12 protein-coding genes are annotated in these 18,772 nt (G+C 50.2%); 7 read left to right on the forward strand and 5 right to left on the reverse strand.

Annotated elements, in window-relative coordinates; all coding sequences use genetic code 11:
* Positions 1-28: 28 nt before the first annotated feature.
* The 5 genes from HOK28_20960 to HOK28_20980 all read right to left on the reverse strand — a co-directional run bounded on the left by HOK28_20960 (position 29) and on the right by HOK28_20980 (position 10,397).
* Positions 29-652 carry a TetR/AcrR family transcriptional regulator gene (locus HOK28_20960; GenBank protein ID MBT6435578.1) on the reverse strand — a complete coding sequence of 208 codons (624 nt, stop codon included), beginning with the start codon at positions 650-652 and terminating at the stop codon, positions 29-31.
* Between the two features lie 43 nt (positions 653-695).
* Complete coding sequence (locus HOK28_20965; GenBank protein ID MBT6435579.1) at positions 696-5,444, reverse strand: hypothetical protein; 4,749 nt, start codon at positions 5,442-5,444, stop codon at positions 696-698.
* A gap of 90 nt (positions 5,445-5,534) precedes the next feature.
* Complete coding sequence (locus HOK28_20970) at positions 5,535-7,082, reverse strand: hypothetical protein (GenBank protein ID MBT6435580.1); 1,548 nt, start codon at positions 7,080-7,082, stop codon at positions 5,535-5,537.
* 93 nt (positions 7,083-7,175) lie between these two features.
* Positions 7,176-10,136 (reverse strand): alanine--tRNA ligase, encoded by a 2,961-nt coding sequence (gene alaS, locus HOK28_20975; protein ID MBT6435581.1) that lies wholly within the window; start codon positions 10,134-10,136, stop codon positions 7,176-7,178.
* Positions 10,137-10,214: 78 nt separating this feature from the next.
* Entirely contained in the window at positions 10,215-10,397 is a 183-nt protein-coding gene (locus HOK28_20980; protein ID MBT6435582.1) for a hypothetical protein, read from the reverse strand.
* A 260-nt stretch (positions 10,398-10,657) separates the two neighbouring features.
* Between HOK28_20980 and HOK28_20985 the strand changes: the two genes are divergently transcribed.
* From HOK28_20985 to HOK28_21015, 7 genes are all read left to right on the forward strand, one after another.
* Positions 10,658-11,152: a hypothetical protein gene (locus HOK28_20985; protein ID MBT6435583.1), complete on the forward strand. Its 495-nt coding sequence runs from the start codon at positions 10,658-10,660 to the stop codon at positions 11,150-11,152.
* Positions 11,153-11,521: 369 nt separating this feature from the next.
* The gene (apaG, locus tag HOK28_20990; protein ID MBT6435584.1) at positions 11,522-11,911 is read left to right on the forward strand and encodes a Co2+/Mg2+ efflux protein ApaG; all 390 of its coding nucleotides are present in this window, start codon (positions 11,522-11,524) and stop codon (positions 11,909-11,911) included.
* A 165-nt stretch (positions 11,912-12,076) separates the two neighbouring features.
* Positions 12,077-13,828: a sensor domain-containing diguanylate cyclase gene (locus HOK28_20995; protein ID MBT6435585.1), complete on the forward strand. Its 1,752-nt coding sequence runs from the start codon at positions 12,077-12,079 to the stop codon at positions 13,826-13,828.
* 19 nt (positions 13,829-13,847) lie between these two features.
* Entirely contained in the window at positions 13,848-16,592 is a 2,745-nt protein-coding gene (gene lon, locus HOK28_21000; protein MBT6435586.1) for an endopeptidase La, read from the forward strand.
* Positions 16,589-17,308 carry a TlpA family protein disulfide reductase gene (locus HOK28_21005; protein ID MBT6435587.1) on the forward strand — a complete coding sequence of 240 codons (720 nt, stop codon included), beginning with the start codon at positions 16,589-16,591 and terminating at the stop codon, positions 17,306-17,308. Before lon ends, HOK28_21005 begins: the two co-directional genes overlap by 4 nt.
* A 23-nt stretch (positions 17,309-17,331) precedes the next feature.
* Positions 17,332-17,760 carry a DUF255 domain-containing protein gene (locus tag HOK28_21010; GenBank protein MBT6435588.1) on the forward strand — a complete coding sequence of 143 codons (429 nt, stop codon included), beginning with the start codon at positions 17,332-17,334 and terminating at the stop codon, positions 17,758-17,760.
* 150 nt (positions 17,761-17,910) lie between these two features.
* Complete coding sequence (locus HOK28_21015; protein MBT6435589.1) at positions 17,911-18,771, forward strand: hypothetical protein; 861 nt, start codon at positions 17,911-17,913, stop codon at positions 18,769-18,771.
* Position 18,772 lies beyond the last annotated feature (1 nt).

Consider the following 18,772-nt stretch of genomic DNA (forward strand, 5'->3'; position numbering starts at 1 on the left):
CCAACCGGTGAATTTCAGACTTTTAGCGTTAAGCGATAACTGCTCGCATTACAGAATCTGTAAGTTGACGGCCTACTTCCAAGAGGTCATCGCGGCTGCGGTTGGGGTTGGATACCCACAGGCCGATAACGTGATCGATTGAACCAAACATAATAAATTTAAAAATGTTGGTAGAAAAATCTGCTCGAAAGTCCCCACTTTTTTGGCCAGCCTCGAGGACGGTATTCCATTGGTCAAGGTATTCGGCGAGTTGTTCTTTCGCATACTCTTTCATAAATTTTTGACTGCGGCGAAGCTCAATGGTCACCAAAGCTGCCAGCTCAACGCTATTGAGGGCCAGGCCTAAGTGAAAGTCGATGATTGCCTTAAGTTGAGCTTTTGGCTCACTGATACCAACGAGTGCATCACGAAGCCCTGCATTGATTTCTTCAAGTTTGGATTCAAAGAGAGAGATTAGGAGATCGTCTTTATTTTTAAAGTAAAGGTAAATTGTTCCATCACCGACGCCTGCAACTTGAGCAATTTCACTGATCTTGGACTCAGCAAATCCTTTACGGGCAAAGACTTCCATCGAAGCCGAGAGTATCCGCTGATATTTCTCTTCGTGGCGTCTTCTACCTTCTGCAGTATCTATATCTTTTGGCCGTGGCATCTAGTTCGCTCTATGGTTCATCTTAAAATCTGTCAATCGCCGTTTATGAATGAGTGTAACGTCCAACTCGGTCGGCGGCTATGACCAAAGTACTTAAATCAAGTCGGCCGCGCGTAACCGCAATGAGGTCGTCGCGGATTGCTTCCAGAATACGCTCGGTGCCTCCGGTAGCACCGTGCCCATTGTTGCCCTTGAGTATCTGGCTCGCCAAATTCACGTGATGCATTCTGAGCTGGTCACGAAGTGCGGTACGGGCCGGCTTCTCAAGCTTAGACGTATTGTAACTTTGCTCCGAGTTGCGCACGAGCTTCAAGAGCCCGGTAGAGTTACCCACATGGTAGAATACTTCAGCGGCTCGGTCGGCATGCTCACCGCTTAAGAGAATGAGCTGGCTTAAGTCTAAAATTTCATCAAGATGTTCAAACTTAGACAGTCCGTTGGCTTCATGCTCGGGCAGACCGACGCCCATCAAATCGATTGCGGCTGCAGCGCGGGTATCTTCATCTTCTGAAGGAATCAAACTGCCCATATTAGCGAAGACTGCGTTAAAGGTGGTATTGAATAATTTTTCGTCTTGCACATGACGGCGTAACAACCAGCCCGTTGAGCGCTCAAGCGCCTGTTCGATTTGCAAGCGGATTAAATATTCGATGGTGCTTTCAAGCTCGAACTCAACATCCTGGATAGCTTGCTTAAGGTCAGTGCTCTTGAGTAGTGTTGCCGCTCTTAAATAGGAATCAATAATGCTTCGGCAGGAATGACCGGTCTGTGTCATCATCTCAGTGATAAAGGTACAACCAGCATCGCCAAGAACCAGGTTCGTAAACATGGCTTGTGCAATATCGAGCGCAAGCGGGTGCTGCTTAATGGCGTCCTCGAAGCGAGAGACAAGCTCCTCCGGAAAATAACTAAGCAGGTAGTGCTCCAACCGCTCGATATCAAACTCGGAGGCGTCTGCTAATCGAGTTCTCATAAAGAGTTTTGAATTGGAGGCAAGAACCGCAAGCTCTGGACGGTAGAGACCATCGCCGCGCTTAATCCGAACCTCAAGGTCAGCGTTGCTTGGGAGCTGCATGCTTTGCCGAGTAAACCCAAGCTCTTCACTTAAGTGCTCGATTGCACGCTGGAAGCGAGGAAGGTCCCGCTGTGAGCGGAGTTGATCCAAGCTGATCATACGACTCTGGACCCAGTTGTTGTGTAGAACTGTTTTGTTTACCCCGGGACGAACTTCGTGGAGTAAACGGTCTCGTTCTTCCTGGGTAATATCCCCTTGCTCAAGTGGAATGCCCATCAGAATCTTGATGTTTACTTCGTGGTCGGAAAGGTCAACGCCACCGGAGTTATCAACCGCATCCGTGTTCAGGCGAACACCTTGACTGGCAAGTTGGCAACGGCCTTGAGCTGTGATTCCCAGGTTACCACCTTCGCCGATGACTTTGACGCGAACCTGACCTGCATTGACGCGAACCGAATCGTTGTTGGGATCGCTGGCCTCTAGATCGGATTCCTTATCCGACTTGATATAGGTACCGATGCCGCCGTTCCATAACAGGTCTACGGGAGCACAGAGAAGACGCTGAATCAATGCAGGGCCACTGAGTTCGTCGTCCTCGATACCGAGTATCTTTTTCGCTTCGGGCGGCAAGGTAATGCTCTTAGCGCCGCGCGGCCATACACCACCACCCTCACTGATGAGTTCACTGGGGTAATCCATCCAGTTGGTTCGTGTTTTCTCAAAGAGATCTTGTCTTGCAGCGTAGCTTTTCGCGGGGTCAGGGTTGGGATCGATAAATATGTGACGGTGGTCAAAGGCTGCGACGAGCTGCATGCTACTTGAACGAAGCATACCGTTGCCAAAGACATCCCCGGTCATATCACCAATGCCGATGACTTTAATGGCGTCCTTTTCTGGATGCATTCCCATTTCGCGAAAGTGTCTTTTCACACATTCCCAGGCGCCCTTGGCGGTAACGCCGTCGATTTTGTGGTCGTAGCCATTTGAGCCACCAGACGCGAAAGCATCTCCCAGCCAAAAGTCACTCTCAGTCCCGATGCCATTGGCGGTATCCGATAAGTGGGCTGTCCCTTTATCCGCGGCAACAACCAGATAGTGATCGTCTTGATCGTAGCGCAGTGTGTTTATCGGCGCGACAATTTCATCTGCGATGAGGTTATCGGTTACTTGGAGCAGGCCATTGATAAATATTTTGTAACCGGCATCTGCCGCCGCACGCTGCTCAGCCTGCGTTTCGAATGTTTCGCGAATGATAAATGCACCTTTTGCTCCACGAGGAACAATGACAACGTTCTTCAGGTTCTGGGTGTTCATCAAGCCGAGTACTTCTGTTCGGTAGTCGAGCCGGCGGTCCGACCATCGAATTCCCCCTCGAGCCACAGGGCCACCACGTAGGTGCAAACCCGCTACTTTGGGGTGGTGTACATAGATTTCGCGGTAAGGTCGTGGTTCCGGGATTCTCTCAATTTGACTTGGGTCAAACTTCAACACGACCTCAGGTATTTGGTAGGGGTCACGGTTGTAGAAGTTTGTCCGGAGGGTGGCTTGGATTAAATTATAGAATGTTCGGATAATGCTGTCACTCTTAAGATCTGCAACTCTTGCAATCTGAGCAAGCAAAGTTCTCTCGGCGCGCTCAATGAGCTGAGTGCGTTTTTCACATACGTTACTGGTATCCAAGCCTTCTATGCTTGGGTCGAACTTGATTCGAAAGTATTCAGTAAGTGAGCGAACAACATCGGAATTACTTTCAAGTGCTTCGCGAACTGTTTCACGACCGTAAGGTGAGCCAAGTTGACGACCATAGGAGTGTAGGGCTTGAAGCAATGAAACATAGTTCCACGGCACGTCTGCACGAAGCAGAAGCCGGTTGAACGTGTCGTTGTCAAAGACGCCGAGAATGGATGCGCGAATTGCGGAGGAGAGTCTATTGCGGCGACTCATTAAGTCCACTTGCATCTGCTTGGTGCCGCGAATTCGGTAGGTTGAAATGACGGCTTCAGGGCGTCCTGAAACATGGATGGTGGTGGGGTATTGATCGATGATGACCAGCCCTAAATTATCGAGTACAGGTAAAATGTCCGAGAGGATAATGCTCTTACTGTGTACCAAGCGAAGCCGAGTAATCCCTCGGTGCTTGTCGCTCTTTTCTCGGAATATTTCGCATGTGAACCAACTCTCGTCGGTAAGTTCTTCGAGAAGCTCTATATCGGTGACAGCTCGGCTTATTGATGTTTCCTCACGGTATCTGCTTGGAAACGCATCACGGTACCTTGAGTAGAGTGGCCGCGCGGTTTCTTCACTCATGCGTGTGAATAGTTCATTTTTAAGGCGAGAGGTCCAAGGCTGTGCCATCTGCGAGATTTCTTCACGCAGGGCTTCTGAGTCTGCCTCTGAAAGCTTTTTGATACCCGTGATGAAGTAGTGCACGGCAACGGTGTCTTCATTGCCGGAATAGACACCGTCGTCTACGGAGCGGCCTTCCATTCTTTTGCGCAGTAGGTTGCGTATGTCGGCGCGAAGGTCATCGCTAAAGAATGAGCGTGGCAATACAATGAAAGCGAACGCAAAATCTTGTTCCTCGACCGTTGAGATATGAACCTGAACTCCTGCGTCTGCATCCGCATCGAGTAGCTGTTCGACGAGGGCTCGGATATCTTGGAGTGAAAGAGCGAAGAGGTATTCGAGCGGCAGCGAGTTGAATGCTTTGCGAATTGAACGATGGCGATGGGTCCCTTCTTGAGCATTGAGCTCCTGGAGTAGCTGCCGATTAATTTCGCTTAGCATCGGGATCGAAGTGCGGGGCTCGACCAAAGCCTGAAAGCTAAATAGACCTTGGACTAATAAAATACCGGTAGGCTTCAAGTTTTTATCGAAGCACTGAATAAAGATGTGGTCTAGATGACCTGGGCGATACACCCACGACTCGAGTTTACTTTTTCTTACCCAGAGATAAGGCACTTGATTGTCGCCGGCTAAGATTGTCTCTTCATTTTCAGATAAGGCAATGCCATTGTTGGTTGGGGCCTTGGCTGTTCCTAAATTCACGGCAGCGCCATCTTTGGAATCAAAAAACTTAGTTCCCAAAATGACAAAGTGCTCGTTTAGGAGCCAATGGATAAACTCCGAGTTGGTTGAGTGGAGTTCTTGGTTCTCTGAATCTTTTTTACTAAGTGATTCAAAATTGAGAGCGCATTCACTCATGGCGCTTCGCATTTCAGAATAGTCTTGTACCGAAACAATGATCGATTTTAAGCGCTGACTAATCTGGGTCTCAATTTCTTCTCGGCGCGCAGTGAGGTTTTCCGATTCTACTTCGAGCCACATCATGGCCTCTGGAGGGGAGCCTTCGGTTTCAACAGCAGACATACGTCCAGTGGCTTCTCGGCGAACTCTGCAGACAGTGTTAAAAGAGCGTAGTTGGCGGACCGAGTGAAAAAGTAAGGCTTGCTTGATCACCGAGACAATAAACGGTTGATCCGGTAAGCATGTGATCAGAGTTCCGCGCCGGTCGCTGCCATCATCGATGACCTGAAGTGAGACTTTAATTTCGTCGGGTTCTCGAAATAGAGATGTGCTTAAAAGCTCTTCGATTGCAGGTATCAGCTCTTTGGGTGGATGCCGGTCGAGATAGCGACCGTCAAGTGACCGCGATAGATGCCTGGCGAAAATGCGAAAGAGGTCTTCATTTTGTTCAAGCAATGTTGGTTCATGAATATCAATTGCGGCTAAGAAAGCTTGTACTCTATCGGTGCTGCGTACTGTATTCGACGTCATTGATCCTACTCCCTTAGACCCACATTGAGGTCTCTCGTAAGCATTGTTGCGGCTTTCTACTTTTCTGTCGAGTGAATAGCCAGCATGGAACTACTCTTGTTGTGATTTGAGTTTGATGCATTGCGGCGTCAATCCTAATTCATTTATGACGCGGGGTATCAGACCAGGCCACGCGGGTGTTTCTTCGACGATTAAAAAGTCCAAACTAGACGGGTCGGTTAACTCAGAAAGAAACGGTTTGATAAGATCAAAGAGTGTTTCAGTGTGCATAATGGCAACCTCTGAGAGTTCGCTTTGCGTTAAGCAAAGATCTACATCTGCCGATTTTACATTTAAGTCAGAATCGCCATCAAGAGACTCGAGCTCTTCGCGAATAAACTCGAGGAGCATGGGGTCTTCGTTGCTATCGATGCAGTGCTCTTCACGAAGGAGAGTTTCAATAGCCGGCATCAGGGCATCGATGATTTGAACTCTTCCGAGAAGTTCAAGAGTTTGGGACTGGGAGGAACCGTCGGCACGAACCCAACCTAAGCGAGACTCAAGAATGCCTAAGTGAAGGACCATTATCTGGTCCGGGTGATCCAGTTCGGCGCGGTAGTATTCGAGCTCTGACGTAAACCGGAGATTTTCAAGCCGTGACTCAGTGAGGACGGATTTAAGTCCAGCTTTTGCCTGGTCCAGATACCCCATTGGGCAGAGAATCTCTATCCCAAGTTCCGGTGGCCGGTGGGCGAGGTGTGCTGCAACTTCCTCAAAGAATGCGCGGGTAAGGGCGAGAGGGTCATCTCCCAGGCTGAGCAGCTCACTGAATTGCCCAAGCGCATGTAAGCGGCGCATCAGGGCTTCGGGCTCTTGGCTCATCGCTAAGCTTAGTGGCAATCGCGTCCCTTGTGGATCCGGATGAACGCCGCTGCTGTCTTGTTTAATTCGGGGCGTGAACGAGATATTTTCGGTGGTGCCTTCTTGGCTGATGCTTAATAGAGCAGCGTGCGAGTACCGTAGATCAGCTATGAGGGTGGCAGCCTCGATTGGGACCTCTTGCTCTACGGGTTCCGGCTCTGGCTCCGGCTCCGGCTCTGGTTCCGGCTCTGGTTCCGGCTCTGGTTCCGGCTCTGGTTCTGGTTCTGGTTCTGGTTCCGGTTCCGGTTCCGGTTCCGGTTCTGGTTCTGGCTCCGGTTCTGTCTCCTCGACTTTTGTGAAGCTTAGGGAGTCGTAGAGTGCATCTACTGCAAACTGTTCCTCGGCCGCTAGATTCAGCGCACCGTCTAAAAGAAGAGCTTGGCGAGGCACCATGCCACGTGCCATCTGGTCGCTTTGAATGGCTTCTTGAATCCAGATTTGTGCATCTGGGCTTAATGCTAAAAACTCGATACCCATGCCAAAGGTTGCCCGGTTACCGGGTATCACTGCAAGAGGCTTTACCCAGCGAACAACGGCTTCACCTGAGAATGGCCTTTCTGCGTTTTCAACTTTTAAGCAGTATTCAAGCCGAGTGCCTTCGGCGGCGGGTTCGCGGGTGTGAATGTACATTCCGGTATCGGACAGATTGCGGCAGACGCAAATCAGTCTAAAGCCCCGGTCGGGGTAGTACAGTTCAACGTTGAGCTCAATATTGAGCCGATAGGGAACCACTGACATGGGCACTCCGATTGGCCCAATCATACAATGATCTGAAGGGTAAACGCTCGGATCTTGCCGAATTTTAGGTCCTAGGATGAGCCTAGGAAGATTTTAACTGTTGAGTTTTGTCTTTAGAGCATTGAAGAGCTCTGGAAACCCTTGAGCGTTGGCACCGCCGCCTTGAGCAAGTTCGGGTTTGCCGCCGCCTTTACCGTCGATAAGAGGGGCCAATTCTCGCATCAAATCTCCCGCTTTAAAACGGCTGGTAAGGTCTTTGGTGACTGAAATGAGTAGGCTAGCTCGCCCCTTATCTTCAGCACCGAGGCAAAGAATACCTGAACCCATTTTAGGGCGAAGCTGGTCGGCAAGTTCACGAAGGCCTTTTCCGCTTACGCCGTCTACCGTGGTAGCCAAAACTTTGATGCCGCCAAGTTCTTCGGCTTGGTCGAGCATATCACCGGCTTGAGCACCCATTTGGGCTTGGCGCAGTTTCTGGAGCTCTTTGTCGTTTGCCTTATTGGCTTCCTGAATAGCTTTGAGCGTCTTAAGAATATTGCCGCTGTCGATGGTGGCGGTATGAGCCTCATCGAATCCACGTCCATTCACGCTTGCCAATAGAGCTTGCCATAAGTCTCGGCCAGCTTGTGCGGCTTGATAGCCAAAGTCTTGTTCCAACACGGGGGCGCGGGTCGAACTTTGGACACTCGCTGATTCCCCGCCAAGTTCTTGAATCTGAGCTTTGGATTGTGCGTGGGTGGTGAGTGTTTTGTTCAAAGCCAGTAGCGCTGGCTCATCATCCTTGGTGAGTTCACCTTGAAATGTACCGTTGAGCATAGCCGCGGCGGACTCAAGATTTGCGTAAGTTTGCTGTGTGCGCTTGCGAGCGGCTTGGCCTACTTCGGCTTCGATACGGCGAACACCACTTGCGATGGCTTCTTCTCTAGCAACCAAAACTAAATCCAAATCCTTGGTGTTTTTAGCGTGGGTACCGCCGCAGAATTCTACAGACTCTCCCATGCTTACGACGCGAACAACGTCGCCATATTTTTCACCAAAGAGTGCGATGGCACCTTTTTCACGAGCTTCATCGTAAGGAAGAACTTCTGTGACAACTTCCGCACCTTCAAGAACACGCTTGTTGGCATCGTTTTCAATCGAACGAATGTTTTCGTCAGTGAGTGATTCAAAGTGCGAGTAATCAAAACGTAGCCGCTGTGCTTGAACGTATGAACCAGCCTGATTCACATGATCTCCGAGCACTTCACGCAAAGATGAATGTAATAAGTGCGTGGCGGAGTGATGCGCCCGAATTTCTTTACGGTGCGTGGGTTGATAACCCGCCCAGACCGATTCACCTGCCTGAATACTTCCTTTAACGATTCGGCCACGACAAACTGTGAGCTTATCGACTGGCTTCTGGCACGTATCGATTTCAACCAATGCGCCGCCTTCGGTAACAACAACGCCGCGGTCACCTACTTGGCCACCGGACTCACCATAAAAGGGTGTCGGGTTGAGGATCACTTCAACCTTGCCGGCTTCGGCTTGCTCAACGGAGTTTCCGTCAACGAGGAGTGCGCTGATTTTCGTAGAGACTTCGAGGAATTTCTGACCATCGTCTTCACGCAGCCGCCATTGACCTTCACGAGATTCGGCAGGAACGTCTTCATGCTCGTAACCAATAAACTCAATTTCGCCAATCTTCTGTGAGAGTTCCTTGTAAACCGTGTCTACAGCTTGGTCTCCAATAGCACTGCCTTGGCTGAGTTCTTTCTGAGCTTTCATCGCTGCATCAAAGCCCGCCTGATCAACTTCCAACTCGTTTTCCGAAGCAATCAGTTCGGTGAGGTCTTTGGGGAAGCCGTAGGTGTCGTAGAGTTTAAAGACGGTTTCACCAGCAAGGATTTTCTTGCCCTTGAGACCCGTGATTTCTTTGGAGAGAATTTTTAGTCCCGAATCTAACGTACGTCTAAATGTCGTTTCTTCAAGTTCTGCGACCTTCTCAATCAAGGATGCTGCTTCTTTGAGCTCGGGATATGCACCGCCCATTTCATTAACAACTTCAGAGCAGACTTTATGAAAGAATAGATCCTTGAACCCAAGTCGGTGACCGTGGCGAATCGCACGTCGCATAATACGACGCATTACATATCCTCGGCCCGCGTTCAGTGGCTGGATGCCGTCGGCTACCAAAAAGGCGGCTGCTCGTGCATGGTCGGCGATAACGCGCATGGAGACATCGTCTTCTTTGTCGGAGCGAGTATAGTCTTTGCCAACCAACGAGCTTGTGAGGTTGATAAGCGGCATGAACGTATCGTTATGATAGTTCGAGTTTTCGTTTTGCATGAGCGTCGCGAGACGCTCCAAACCCATACCGGTATCGACAGATGGCTTCGGCAGATTGATAAGCTCGCCGCCAGGCTTGCGTTCGAATTGCATGAAAACGTTGTTCCATATTTCAACGATGCGACCGTTTTCAAAATCTTCTAGCGTGGGGTTAGAACCATCGCCGGTGTCGTAATGGATTTCGGTACACGGGCCACAAGGTCCAGTGTCTCCCATGGCCCAGAAGTTATCTTTCATTCCCATATCGAGAATACGTTCTTCTGGAAGGCCAGAGATTTTCTTCCACAAAGCGCGAGCTTCATTATCGGCTTCTAGACCTTCGCCCCCTCCGAAAACAGTAACCCAGAGTTTGGAGGCGTCGATGTTGAGTTCTTTGGTCAAAAACTGCCAAGCGAGGGTGATGGCTTCTTCCTTGAAGTAGTCACCGAATGAGAAGTTACCAAGCATCTCAAAGAGTGTGTGGTGCCGCGCGGTTCGACCAACTTCTTCTAAGTCGTTGTGTTTACCGCTAACACGCATACATTTTTGTGCGGATGTGGCGCGCTTGTAGTCGCGTGTTTCTGCCCCAACGAAGAGATCCTTAAATTGAACCATGCCGGCATTGACGAACATGAGCGTCGGGTCATTGGCGGGAATAAGCGGCGCGGACTTAACCACTGTGTGCCCATTTTCACCATAGAAATCGAGGAAGTGTGAACGTAATTCAGATGTTTTAATACCGGTCATGCGCGGTAGGTAGCACAGCACTTTGAGTCCGGCAACAGCATGGAAATCGAAGAGGAAAGGAATGAAGCGAAGAGGGCGCTACTGGTCCAATTTGTCCTTGGGGATATTGTAGTGATGGCCTTCATCATCCTTGATCAGAAAATGATTTTCCCATTCTTCGAGTACTTCGACTTCATCGCCCTCTGAGAAATTGGTCTCTTCAATATCGCCATCGGTGGTCGTCATGAATTTGAGCACGATATCTTCTTTGATGTTGGCCATTTGGCTACTCCTAAGTGAGGTTGGGACGGTCAGCGTCGCTTATTTAGGGCAAATTAGTTCAACCAGAGACCAACATCAACCGTCACGCGGCTATCCGGGTATTTGTACGTAAATAATTTATGACGCACCTTGACAAAGTAACGCGCCGTGTTAAATTGTGGTTATGACGCGCAGCGGCAAAACGCTGGAGGGGCGCAGGCCAACGGCTCAGCAGCGCGTTTATAGAAATTTTAACCAGCGTTTTCATGGAGTTAATAAAAATGACCGCTACAAAAGCAAAAAAAGTTACGAAGAAAAGAACTAAAAAAACAACAACCAAGGCTGCTCGGGCAAAGAGCAACCCTAAATTAACGACGGTTGAGGGTGCACGTGAACGTGCGGAGGAGCTCTTGAGCTCTTTGCAGGTTAGAGCCCGTGATCTCTCTGAGGCGCGACAGGGTTTACTCACGACTGTGACTGATTTGGTAGACGAAAAAGGTCTCAAGCCAGCTGATGTAAAAGAGACTCTTGATGATCTCTTAGGCCGCATTAAGTCCAATGAACTTTGGGACGAATTGACAGCGAGCAACACCGTAGCGACTTTAACCGACTACCGAGAAGAGCTGGAGCGTCAAATCGAGGCAGTTGTGACCCGAATTATGTCGACTTTAAACATTGCGACTCGAGCAGACATCGATGCAATGGACAAAAAACTTAAGAGCATGAACCGTAAGGTTAATGAGCTAAATCGCAAGGTTAAGACACTCACCGCCTGAGTGTCTTTGGGCGCCTTGTTGAGTCCGACGGGCCTAGTCGTAAATGTGGCCCTTCGGAGGGTATGCGCGCGAGCAGTGGAACTTCCCTTCCCCCAACAAATTCCGCTGTTCGTGCCGCTTACCTAGACTACGAATAGTAGGCTGATGCCCCCTTCGGGGATTGTGAGTCTGCTCAGTCCGATAAATTGTACCCCCCAAGGCAGATTTATCGGGAAATATGTGCGTCGGTGGCAGGTCTCCCTTCCCCCAACAAACCTGCCGCCGGCGTACGCTTGGGCCCTTAGGGACCCACTTTCGATCTTTGAAGCTGCTCATAAGGCAGCACGAATGGCTTTGGCTTTGACCGGCCCAGCTGCTATGGACGCTTCGATGACAAAGGTTCAAGCGACAACTCAAGCAATTACGGTGAAAGCAGAGGCATTTTATGTGCCTGAGCGTTCTAGTGCGCTGAAGAATCACTATTTTTTCGCCTACCGGATTGAAATTGAAAATGAGGGCGAAGTGCCTGTTCGTTTAATGAACCGGCACTGGGTCATCACTGACGGTCACGGTGAAGTTCAGGAAGTTCAAGGAGCCGGCGTGATTGGCTCTCAGCCCCTGATTGCTCCTGGCGATAAGTTTGCCTACACCAGCGCTTGTCCTCTGACGACCCCAGTTGGGACCATGTCAGGCAGTTATGAGATGGAGGTTGAGGGTGGTGAGCCTTTTGAGGCTGAAATCCCCGCATTTACCTTGGCGATGCCTTATTCGCTCAATTAACGACCGCCGAGATCTGAAAGCTACCTGGAGTAGCTAAATCGTATGCAGAGCGAAGCGAAATGAACTGACAAAACAGTGACTTTGCGCTATCTGTCCCTTTTAAAATACTGATATCTTTTCGGTGGGTCCAACAACGGTCCCAACGAAGCTCATTGAGGTTATCAAGTGGTCCGATTGCGGCGCCAATATACAGCTTCCCATATCATTTTCCTGGCAGCTTTGGGTTTGTCTGGATGGATTGGTTTGTTGACCACTGAGTATTGGTCCAACGGTAGGCTGGTCGCCCCTGATTTTTCAGTGCAGTGGTGGTCTTGCTTGGGATTGATTGCTTGCGCACGTCTGCTTGCCTTTAAAGTTTTTCGCTCTGTCCAAATCGCTATTGATTCAGCTTTTTACATCGCCGCTGTTTTTGTCTGCGGCACAGTTTCTGGAGCAATCCTTGCGGCCATTGCGCTGACAACCGATGGAGTTGTGCGCGAGCTTTTTGTGATGGGCGGTTCGGGACGCCGCAAAGATGACTCTTGGTGGTACATTGTGGCTTGGCTGGTTTACAAAGGCGGGCTGGCTTCTTTGGTATTGCTACTGGTGGGTACGATTTTTGGCGATGTTTGGATGCTCGGAATCAACGATGCCACTCTGACTTGGGCGCTGCCGATTTTTTATATTACGTTTTTGTTCGTTCATTATTTGTTTGCGGGCAGCGGGCACTGGCTCGAGGGCGAAGCTCAGTCGAGCATGCTTGGCTCGTATATGGTTCGCGTCATTGGTGCAGAGCTGGTCCTTCTACCAATGTCACTTGCTATGGTGATGGCTTTTCGCCACCAAGGCTTGGGCCTGTTTTGGCTTTTGGGTGCAACGGGTCTCATGACCAATGCCATTTTTCGGCGCGTCGTAACCGTAACGGAAAAGAGTCAGCGACGAGCTGAGGAGTTGTCCACTCTCAACGACGTAGGTCGCATTATTGCTGCGAGTTTAGAGCGCGACCTCTTGATCAAAAACCTAGCAACGGTGACCGTCCAACTCGTTGGTCGAACCTCTCGCTTTATGATTGGCTTGGTCAAGGAAGGCACTGACCAAATCGACTGTGAGTTTTTCGATGAGTCTGGCAGCCAGTTTCTAGAGTTGCAGTATCCAGTGGGAGCCGGGTTGCCTGGTTACGTGATGACCAACCGCAAGCCACTGCTCATTGACGATCTCCAATCAGAGTATAGCCAGTACTCCTCAGATGGGGATTACTATGACTCCCGGTTTAGCTCGTGGCTGGGCATTCCTCTGATGGTTTATGATGAAGTGGTTGGGGTGCTTTCGGTACAAACCACGGAGCAAGAAGCCTACACACAAGACGACCTCGAAGTGTTAACAACCATTTCCGATCAGGCGGCGGTGGCCCTTGAGAATACGCGGCTTTATGAGCTGGCCACTGTAGATGGCTTAACGGGCCTTTTTGTGCGGCGCTATTTTGACCAGCGCCTGGTTGAAGAGTGGGAACGCTCATCTCGATACGACAATCACATGGCGGTTGCGCTATTTGATTTGGATAATTTCAAGAGGCTTAACGACACCTATGGCCACCAGACGGGCGACGAGGTCCTCCGCTACGCTGCCGCGATTGTTCGAGACAATATGCGCAGTTTTGATATTGCCGCGAGGTATGGCGGCGAAGAATTCGCATTTATTTTTCCAAGAACGGATGAAGCTGACGCCCAAGCAGTTGCTGAGCGGATCCGTTTTGACTTGGAATCCAAACCCATTCAAACGCCTGGAGGCTCCATCCACGTAACCGCATCTATTGGTTTAGCGGTTGCGAATGAAGCCGATGAAGGTAACCCCCTACACCTTGTGGCGCGAGCAGATGCTGCACTCTACAAGGCTAAAGAACTGGGTCGAAATCAGGTGGTTTTAGCGAGCACGCTTTAACCGAAAGACGATAAAAAATATGACTGACGTAGAAACAACAATCATCGATAGTGAGAGCCCTTTGGAGAGCAAGGCGCTTGTACCCATTTTGGACCAGCCTCCAACTGTATTACCGGCGATTGTTCAAGATGAGTTGGTGCCTTTCCCGGGGCCCATGGTTCCATTGCTGCTCGACACCAAAAGTCGTCAAGAAGCAGTTTTGCATGCCAAGAGCAATGCGGGATTTTTCTTACTCCTGAACCGAGTTGCACCCGTTGATGATCCCGAAAATGGGTCGACGGGTATGCCAATTGTGGATGAGTTCGGTGCAGCCACTGCGATGCCGGGTTTTGACCTTGGCCAGAGTGGCTCCGGGTTCGGTCAGTTTGAGGAAACACTCGAGTATGGTTCCGTAGTCTCCGATGAAGAATTAGCGGGTCGAGATGGCGTGGCCGACGAGGCTGAACTCGAGGAGGATGTTGACGATTTAGCGGATCTAAGCCGCGTGGGAATCCTGACCCGTGTGATGAAAGTCTTTCGGCTACCCGATGGCCGGATGAGTGCTTTGGTCCATCTTTTGCGTAGAACCCAGCCGGTTGAGCTGGTGCGCCGTAAGCCATTTCCCGTGGTTCGCGTAGCTTATCCAACTGAGATTGTAAGTGATCAAGAGAGTTTTGAGGCCACTTATCGGCAAGTTCGCTTAACACTCCAGCAATTTTTCGAACGCCATCCCGGTGTACCGGAAGAGCTTAAGATTACAGCTTTGGCCATCGAGGCTCCTGGTATTTTAGCAGACTTTGTTGCTCAGCATTTATCGCGAGATTTTCAAGAACGCCTTGCCTTCTTAACTGAACTCGATCTTGCTAAACGGGCCCGCTTGGCCTTGGAAGTTGCGATTCGCGAATTGGATATGCTGACTGTGGGCAATCGCATCAGCCAGGAAATTCGTGAGAAGGTCGAACGGCACCAGCGCGATTATCTGCTTCGTGAACAACTTCGAGCTATCCGAGTAGAGCTTGGAGAAGAGCGCGACCCAACGGCTTTGGCCATTGAAGAGTTGCAGAAGAAGCTTGAGGCCGCAGGGCTTCCAGAAGAAGCTCAGCTTAGAGCCGATGATGAGATGAAACGTTTACAGCTCTTGCCGGCTGAGAGTCCCGAACACAATGTTGTTCGTTCGTACCTAGAATGGATTGCCAGCTTGCCCTGGTCTCATGTGCAGGAGGACATTGCTGATATTAAGCATGCCCGCGAAGTACTTGATGAGGATCATTATGGGCTTGATGAAGTCAAAGACCGCATCATTGAATACTTGGCAGTCCGTCAACTCAATCCGGATAACCGCGGTACGCTTCTTTGTTTTGCAGGGCCTCCGGGTGTTGGGAAGACTTCACTCGGTCAATCGGTGGCACGGGCTTTGGGGCGCGAGTTCTATCGGTTTTCAGTAGGTGGCATGCGTGACGAGGCCGAAATCAAAGGGCACCGGAGAACCTATATAGGTGCCATGCCGGGCCGTATTCTCCAGGCATTACGACAGGTAAAAACCGCCAATCCGGTTTTGATGCTCGACGAACTCGATAAAATGGGTTCCGATTGGCGTGGGGATCCATCAAGCGCGATGCTTGAAGTTTTGGACCCTGCTCAAAATCATGCGTTCCAAGACCACTATCTCGATTTACCTTTTGATTTGTCACGGGTGATGTTTATCGCCACGGCGAACGTTAAAAGCCAAATTCCTGGGCCGCTTCTAGACCGCCTCGAGGTCATCGACTTGCCAGGTTATATCCCTGAAGAAAAGCTTGAGATTGCACAGCGCTACCTGCTCAAGCGCCAGCGTGAAGATCATGGGCTCACCACACGTCAAGTAAGTGTGAGCCGAACCATCATGCGAAGTATGATTACCGATTACACCCGGGAAGCCGGGGTACGAGAACTTCACCGGGTAATTGGTAAGGTTTGCCGAAAGCGGGCCACTGAAGTGGTAGCCGGTCAGAAGGTGAAAGCAGCCGTGTCCAAGGAACTCTTGGTCGATTATCTTGGGCCGCCGAAACTTCGGGATGACCGTTTGAAGCAGGCAGGTAAATCGGGTGTTGCAACGGGTCTTGCCTGGACACCGGTGGGCGGCGTGGTGTTGTTTATTGAAGCAGCAATGATGCGCGGCAAAGGCATGATGCGTATCACGGGTCAGCTCGGTGAGGTTATGACGGAGTCGACGACGATTGCACTTTCGTTCGTGAAGCGCCGCTCCCAAGATCTGGGCATACCATTTGAAGTATTCCAAAAGAGAGACTTACACCTGCACTTTCCTGCAGGGGCAGTTCCGAAAGATGGTCCTTCTGCTGGTGTTACGATTACCACGGCTCTCTTATCACTGCTTACGAATACACCGGTGCGGGCACGGCTTGCGATGACTGGAGAAATCACGTTGGGCGGCGAAGTATTGCCGGTGGGTGGTATTCGGGAAAAAGTCGTTGCGGCAAGAGCAGCCGGCGTCAATACGGTCATTTTACCAGAAGCGAACCGCGCGGATGTTGAAGAGATCCCAGATGTTGTTCGTGAGAAGATGAATTTTGTCTTCGCAGCTCATTATGATGACGTTTTCGCTGTAGCTTTTCCAAAAGGCTTGAAAAAGGTTCGCTGGACCAAGAGCGGTGACAAGGAACCGGTTGCTCATGTGAAACCACTGCGTAAACCAGATACTGTCGATACTAAAAAAACAGGTACTAAAAGCAGCCCGGCGAAGAATCGCAGAGCAGCCAAAAGCCGAAAGCCAAAGAGGAAGTCGTGATTAAACGTTGGGGGAAACAGTTTGTATATGGACTATGTTTGGGGTGTCTCTTTCTTGCGGCTCCCAGCCACGGTGGGCAATTAGGCATCGGTGATTCTGCGCCGTTATTTACTTTAAAAACCGTCAACGAGGGCGTGAGTGACAAGCGTTATGTAAATCTTTCTGATTACACCAAGGCGCTGGATGCGGGTGGTAAGAAAGCAACATTCCTTTCCTTTTTTGCAACAACGTGTGAGCCCTGTAAGCGTGAACTCCCCTATCTGGTTGAGCTCCACAAGTCCTACGTGGATCAAGGTTTTCAAGTCATCGTTGTTACCATTGATAAAGATCCTGCGGAGGTTGCAGTCGTCAAAAAGATGGTCACCGACTTTGGGGCAGCCTTTCCGCTTCTGAACGACAGGTTTGGAATTGTGGCGCGTCGCTACGGAGTAGAAGCACTGCCTATGAGCTTTCTGATCGATCAGGCTGGAACCGTGAAAATGACCAACGAAGGTTATGGCGAGGATGGACCTCTAAAGCTTTTGGCGCAGACACGGATGGCGCTTGGGTTGCCTCTTGGGAGTACAGCTCCTGAAAGACTTTGGCCATTTGTGGGTGTACCAGAGGATGTTCAATCGGCCCGTGATGCGAAGGCTAAAAAGCAAAAAGCGGCGGAAAAGAAGGCTCGTAAAAAGCGCAAGAAGCGCCGAAAGAATGTGGCGGGTACGAAGCGTTGAGTCAGCCGGTTAAGCATCTACTCTTGTTTGTTTTTCTGTTCGGTTTCGCAACTGCTTGTTTCAAGACTGATCCCGCCACTTCTCAAGGAGTTTGGCAAACGAGTCTTAAGGGAGCGTTACAGCTCGCTGAGGATAAGTCCAAACCCGTCCTCATCGATTTTGGAGCAGATTGGTGCAAGCCTTGTAAGCGGATGCATCAAGAAGTTTTTGTTGATCCCAGAATTCAAGAGCATTTACGGGAGAGCTTTGTCCCTGTCTTAATTGATGCAACTGAGATCACACCAGAGGTTTCACGGCTCTTGCAGAGCTATCAGGTTGTCACACTGCCTTCGTTGGTTTTCTTAAGTCCGGCTGGTGATTTTTTAGAGGGGCAAACCTTGGTGGGCTTCAGTGATGTGGACCGCCTTGAGGAGCGTATCAAGCGCGTACTCAAAGAGCTGCGAGATCGGTGAAACAGTGCTCGACTTCCGCCTCAATTCACCGCTCACGACGCCTAAATACCAGTACAGAAGCCTTGGTCTGACGGCCGCAGTGGTTCCAGTTGGAAGCAAATTCGAATCTACCTATAGCTCGGTCTTCGGTTCGTGCTATGAAGATGACTCATGATTACGGAAAGTACAGACTCAGTTGAGCAATGGCTCTACCGGCAGGATGAACAAATTTTCGGTCCGGTGTCGATGCATGTGTTGTCTGAGAGAATCTTATCGGGAACGATATCGCCCGAGATTCATGTGGCCTGTAACCAAGGTGAATTCCATCACATTACTCGTGTGAGTGCCTTTCGAGAGACTCTCGAAAAACGTAATACAACACTTGTTGCTCGGCGAAAGAGTGTGGCGAAAACGCGATTGGTTTTATCAGTCGTTCTGCTCGCGGTCGGTGCAGGCGCAGCGTTTATGATTGTGGAGCGAGAAGCAGGAGCGCTAGCACTCGAACAACAAGCCCAACACGACGATATCCTTGAGCAACGGCGTAAGGCTGTTCAGATCAGTGAAGCGTTGCCATTGCCGGCGATAGAACCACTGGTCACAGCTCAGATGCTCGAGGGTGCGCAGCTAGAGTTTGATGAAAAACAAGCTGATAAGCTGAAAGAGAAATCTCTGGCGCCTCGCAAAAAAAGAACCCGGGCCAAGCGAACCGTAACCACTGAAATCTCAGATTCGTGCCAGCTTAAGCAGCAGGACGTGATGCGTGTGATAAAAAGGCATATCAAGTCGATTACGAATTGTGTCTCTCAAGAGCAGGAAAGAGCTTCGGCCGCCGGAGCAGTTATGCCTGATAAGTTGGACCTCGCATTTATTGTGCGAGCCCGCGGCCAGGTTATTCAGTTTGAGATAGAGCACCCTAAGTATCGCCGTGGATTGCTTCATAAGTGTTTGAAAAAAGCGTTTAAGAAGGTTGTTTTTCCAAAGCGTGGCGGATCGGATTGTCCAACTAAATTACCGATTCGCATTCCGAAATAGC

The organism is Deltaproteobacteria bacterium, assembly GCA_018668695.1.
Lineage (GTDB): Bacteria > Myxococcota > XYA12-FULL-58-9 > XYA12-FULL-58-9 > JABJBS01 > JABJBS01.

What these genes read in the sequence shown, in the direction of transcription:
- HOK28_20960 (MBT6435578.1), bottom strand. Translation starts at nt 652, where the DNA reads ATGCCACGGCCAAAAGATATAGATACTGCAGAAGGTAGAAGACGCCAC.
- HOK28_20965 (MBT6435579.1), bottom strand. Translation starts at nt 5,444, where the DNA reads ATGACGTCGAATACAGTACGCAGCACCGATAGAGTACAAGCTTTCTTA.
- HOK28_20970 (MBT6435580.1), bottom strand. Translation starts at nt 7,082, where the DNA reads ATGTCAGTGGTTCCCTATCGGCTCAATATTGAGCTCAACGTTGAACTG.
- alaS (MBT6435581.1), bottom strand. Translation starts at nt 10,136, where the DNA reads ATGACCGGTATTAAAACATCTGAATTACGTTCACACTTCCTCGATTTC.
- HOK28_20980 (MBT6435582.1), bottom strand. Translation starts at nt 10,397, where the DNA reads ATGGCCAACATCAAAGAAGATATCGTGCTCAAATTCATGACGACCACC.
- HOK28_20985 (MBT6435583.1), top strand. Translation starts at nt 10,658, where the DNA reads ATGACCGCTACAAAAGCAAAAAAAGTTACGAAGAAAAGAACTAAAAAA.
- apaG (MBT6435584.1), top strand. Translation starts at nt 11,522, where the DNA reads ATGACAAAGGTTCAAGCGACAACTCAAGCAATTACGGTGAAAGCAGAG.
- lon (MBT6435586.1), top strand. Translation starts at nt 13,848, where the DNA reads ATGACTGACGTAGAAACAACAATCATCGATAGTGAGAGCCCTTTGGAG.
- HOK28_21015 (MBT6435589.1), top strand. Translation starts at nt 17,911, where the DNA reads ATGATTACGGAAAGTACAGACTCAGTTGAGCAATGGCTCTACCGGCAG.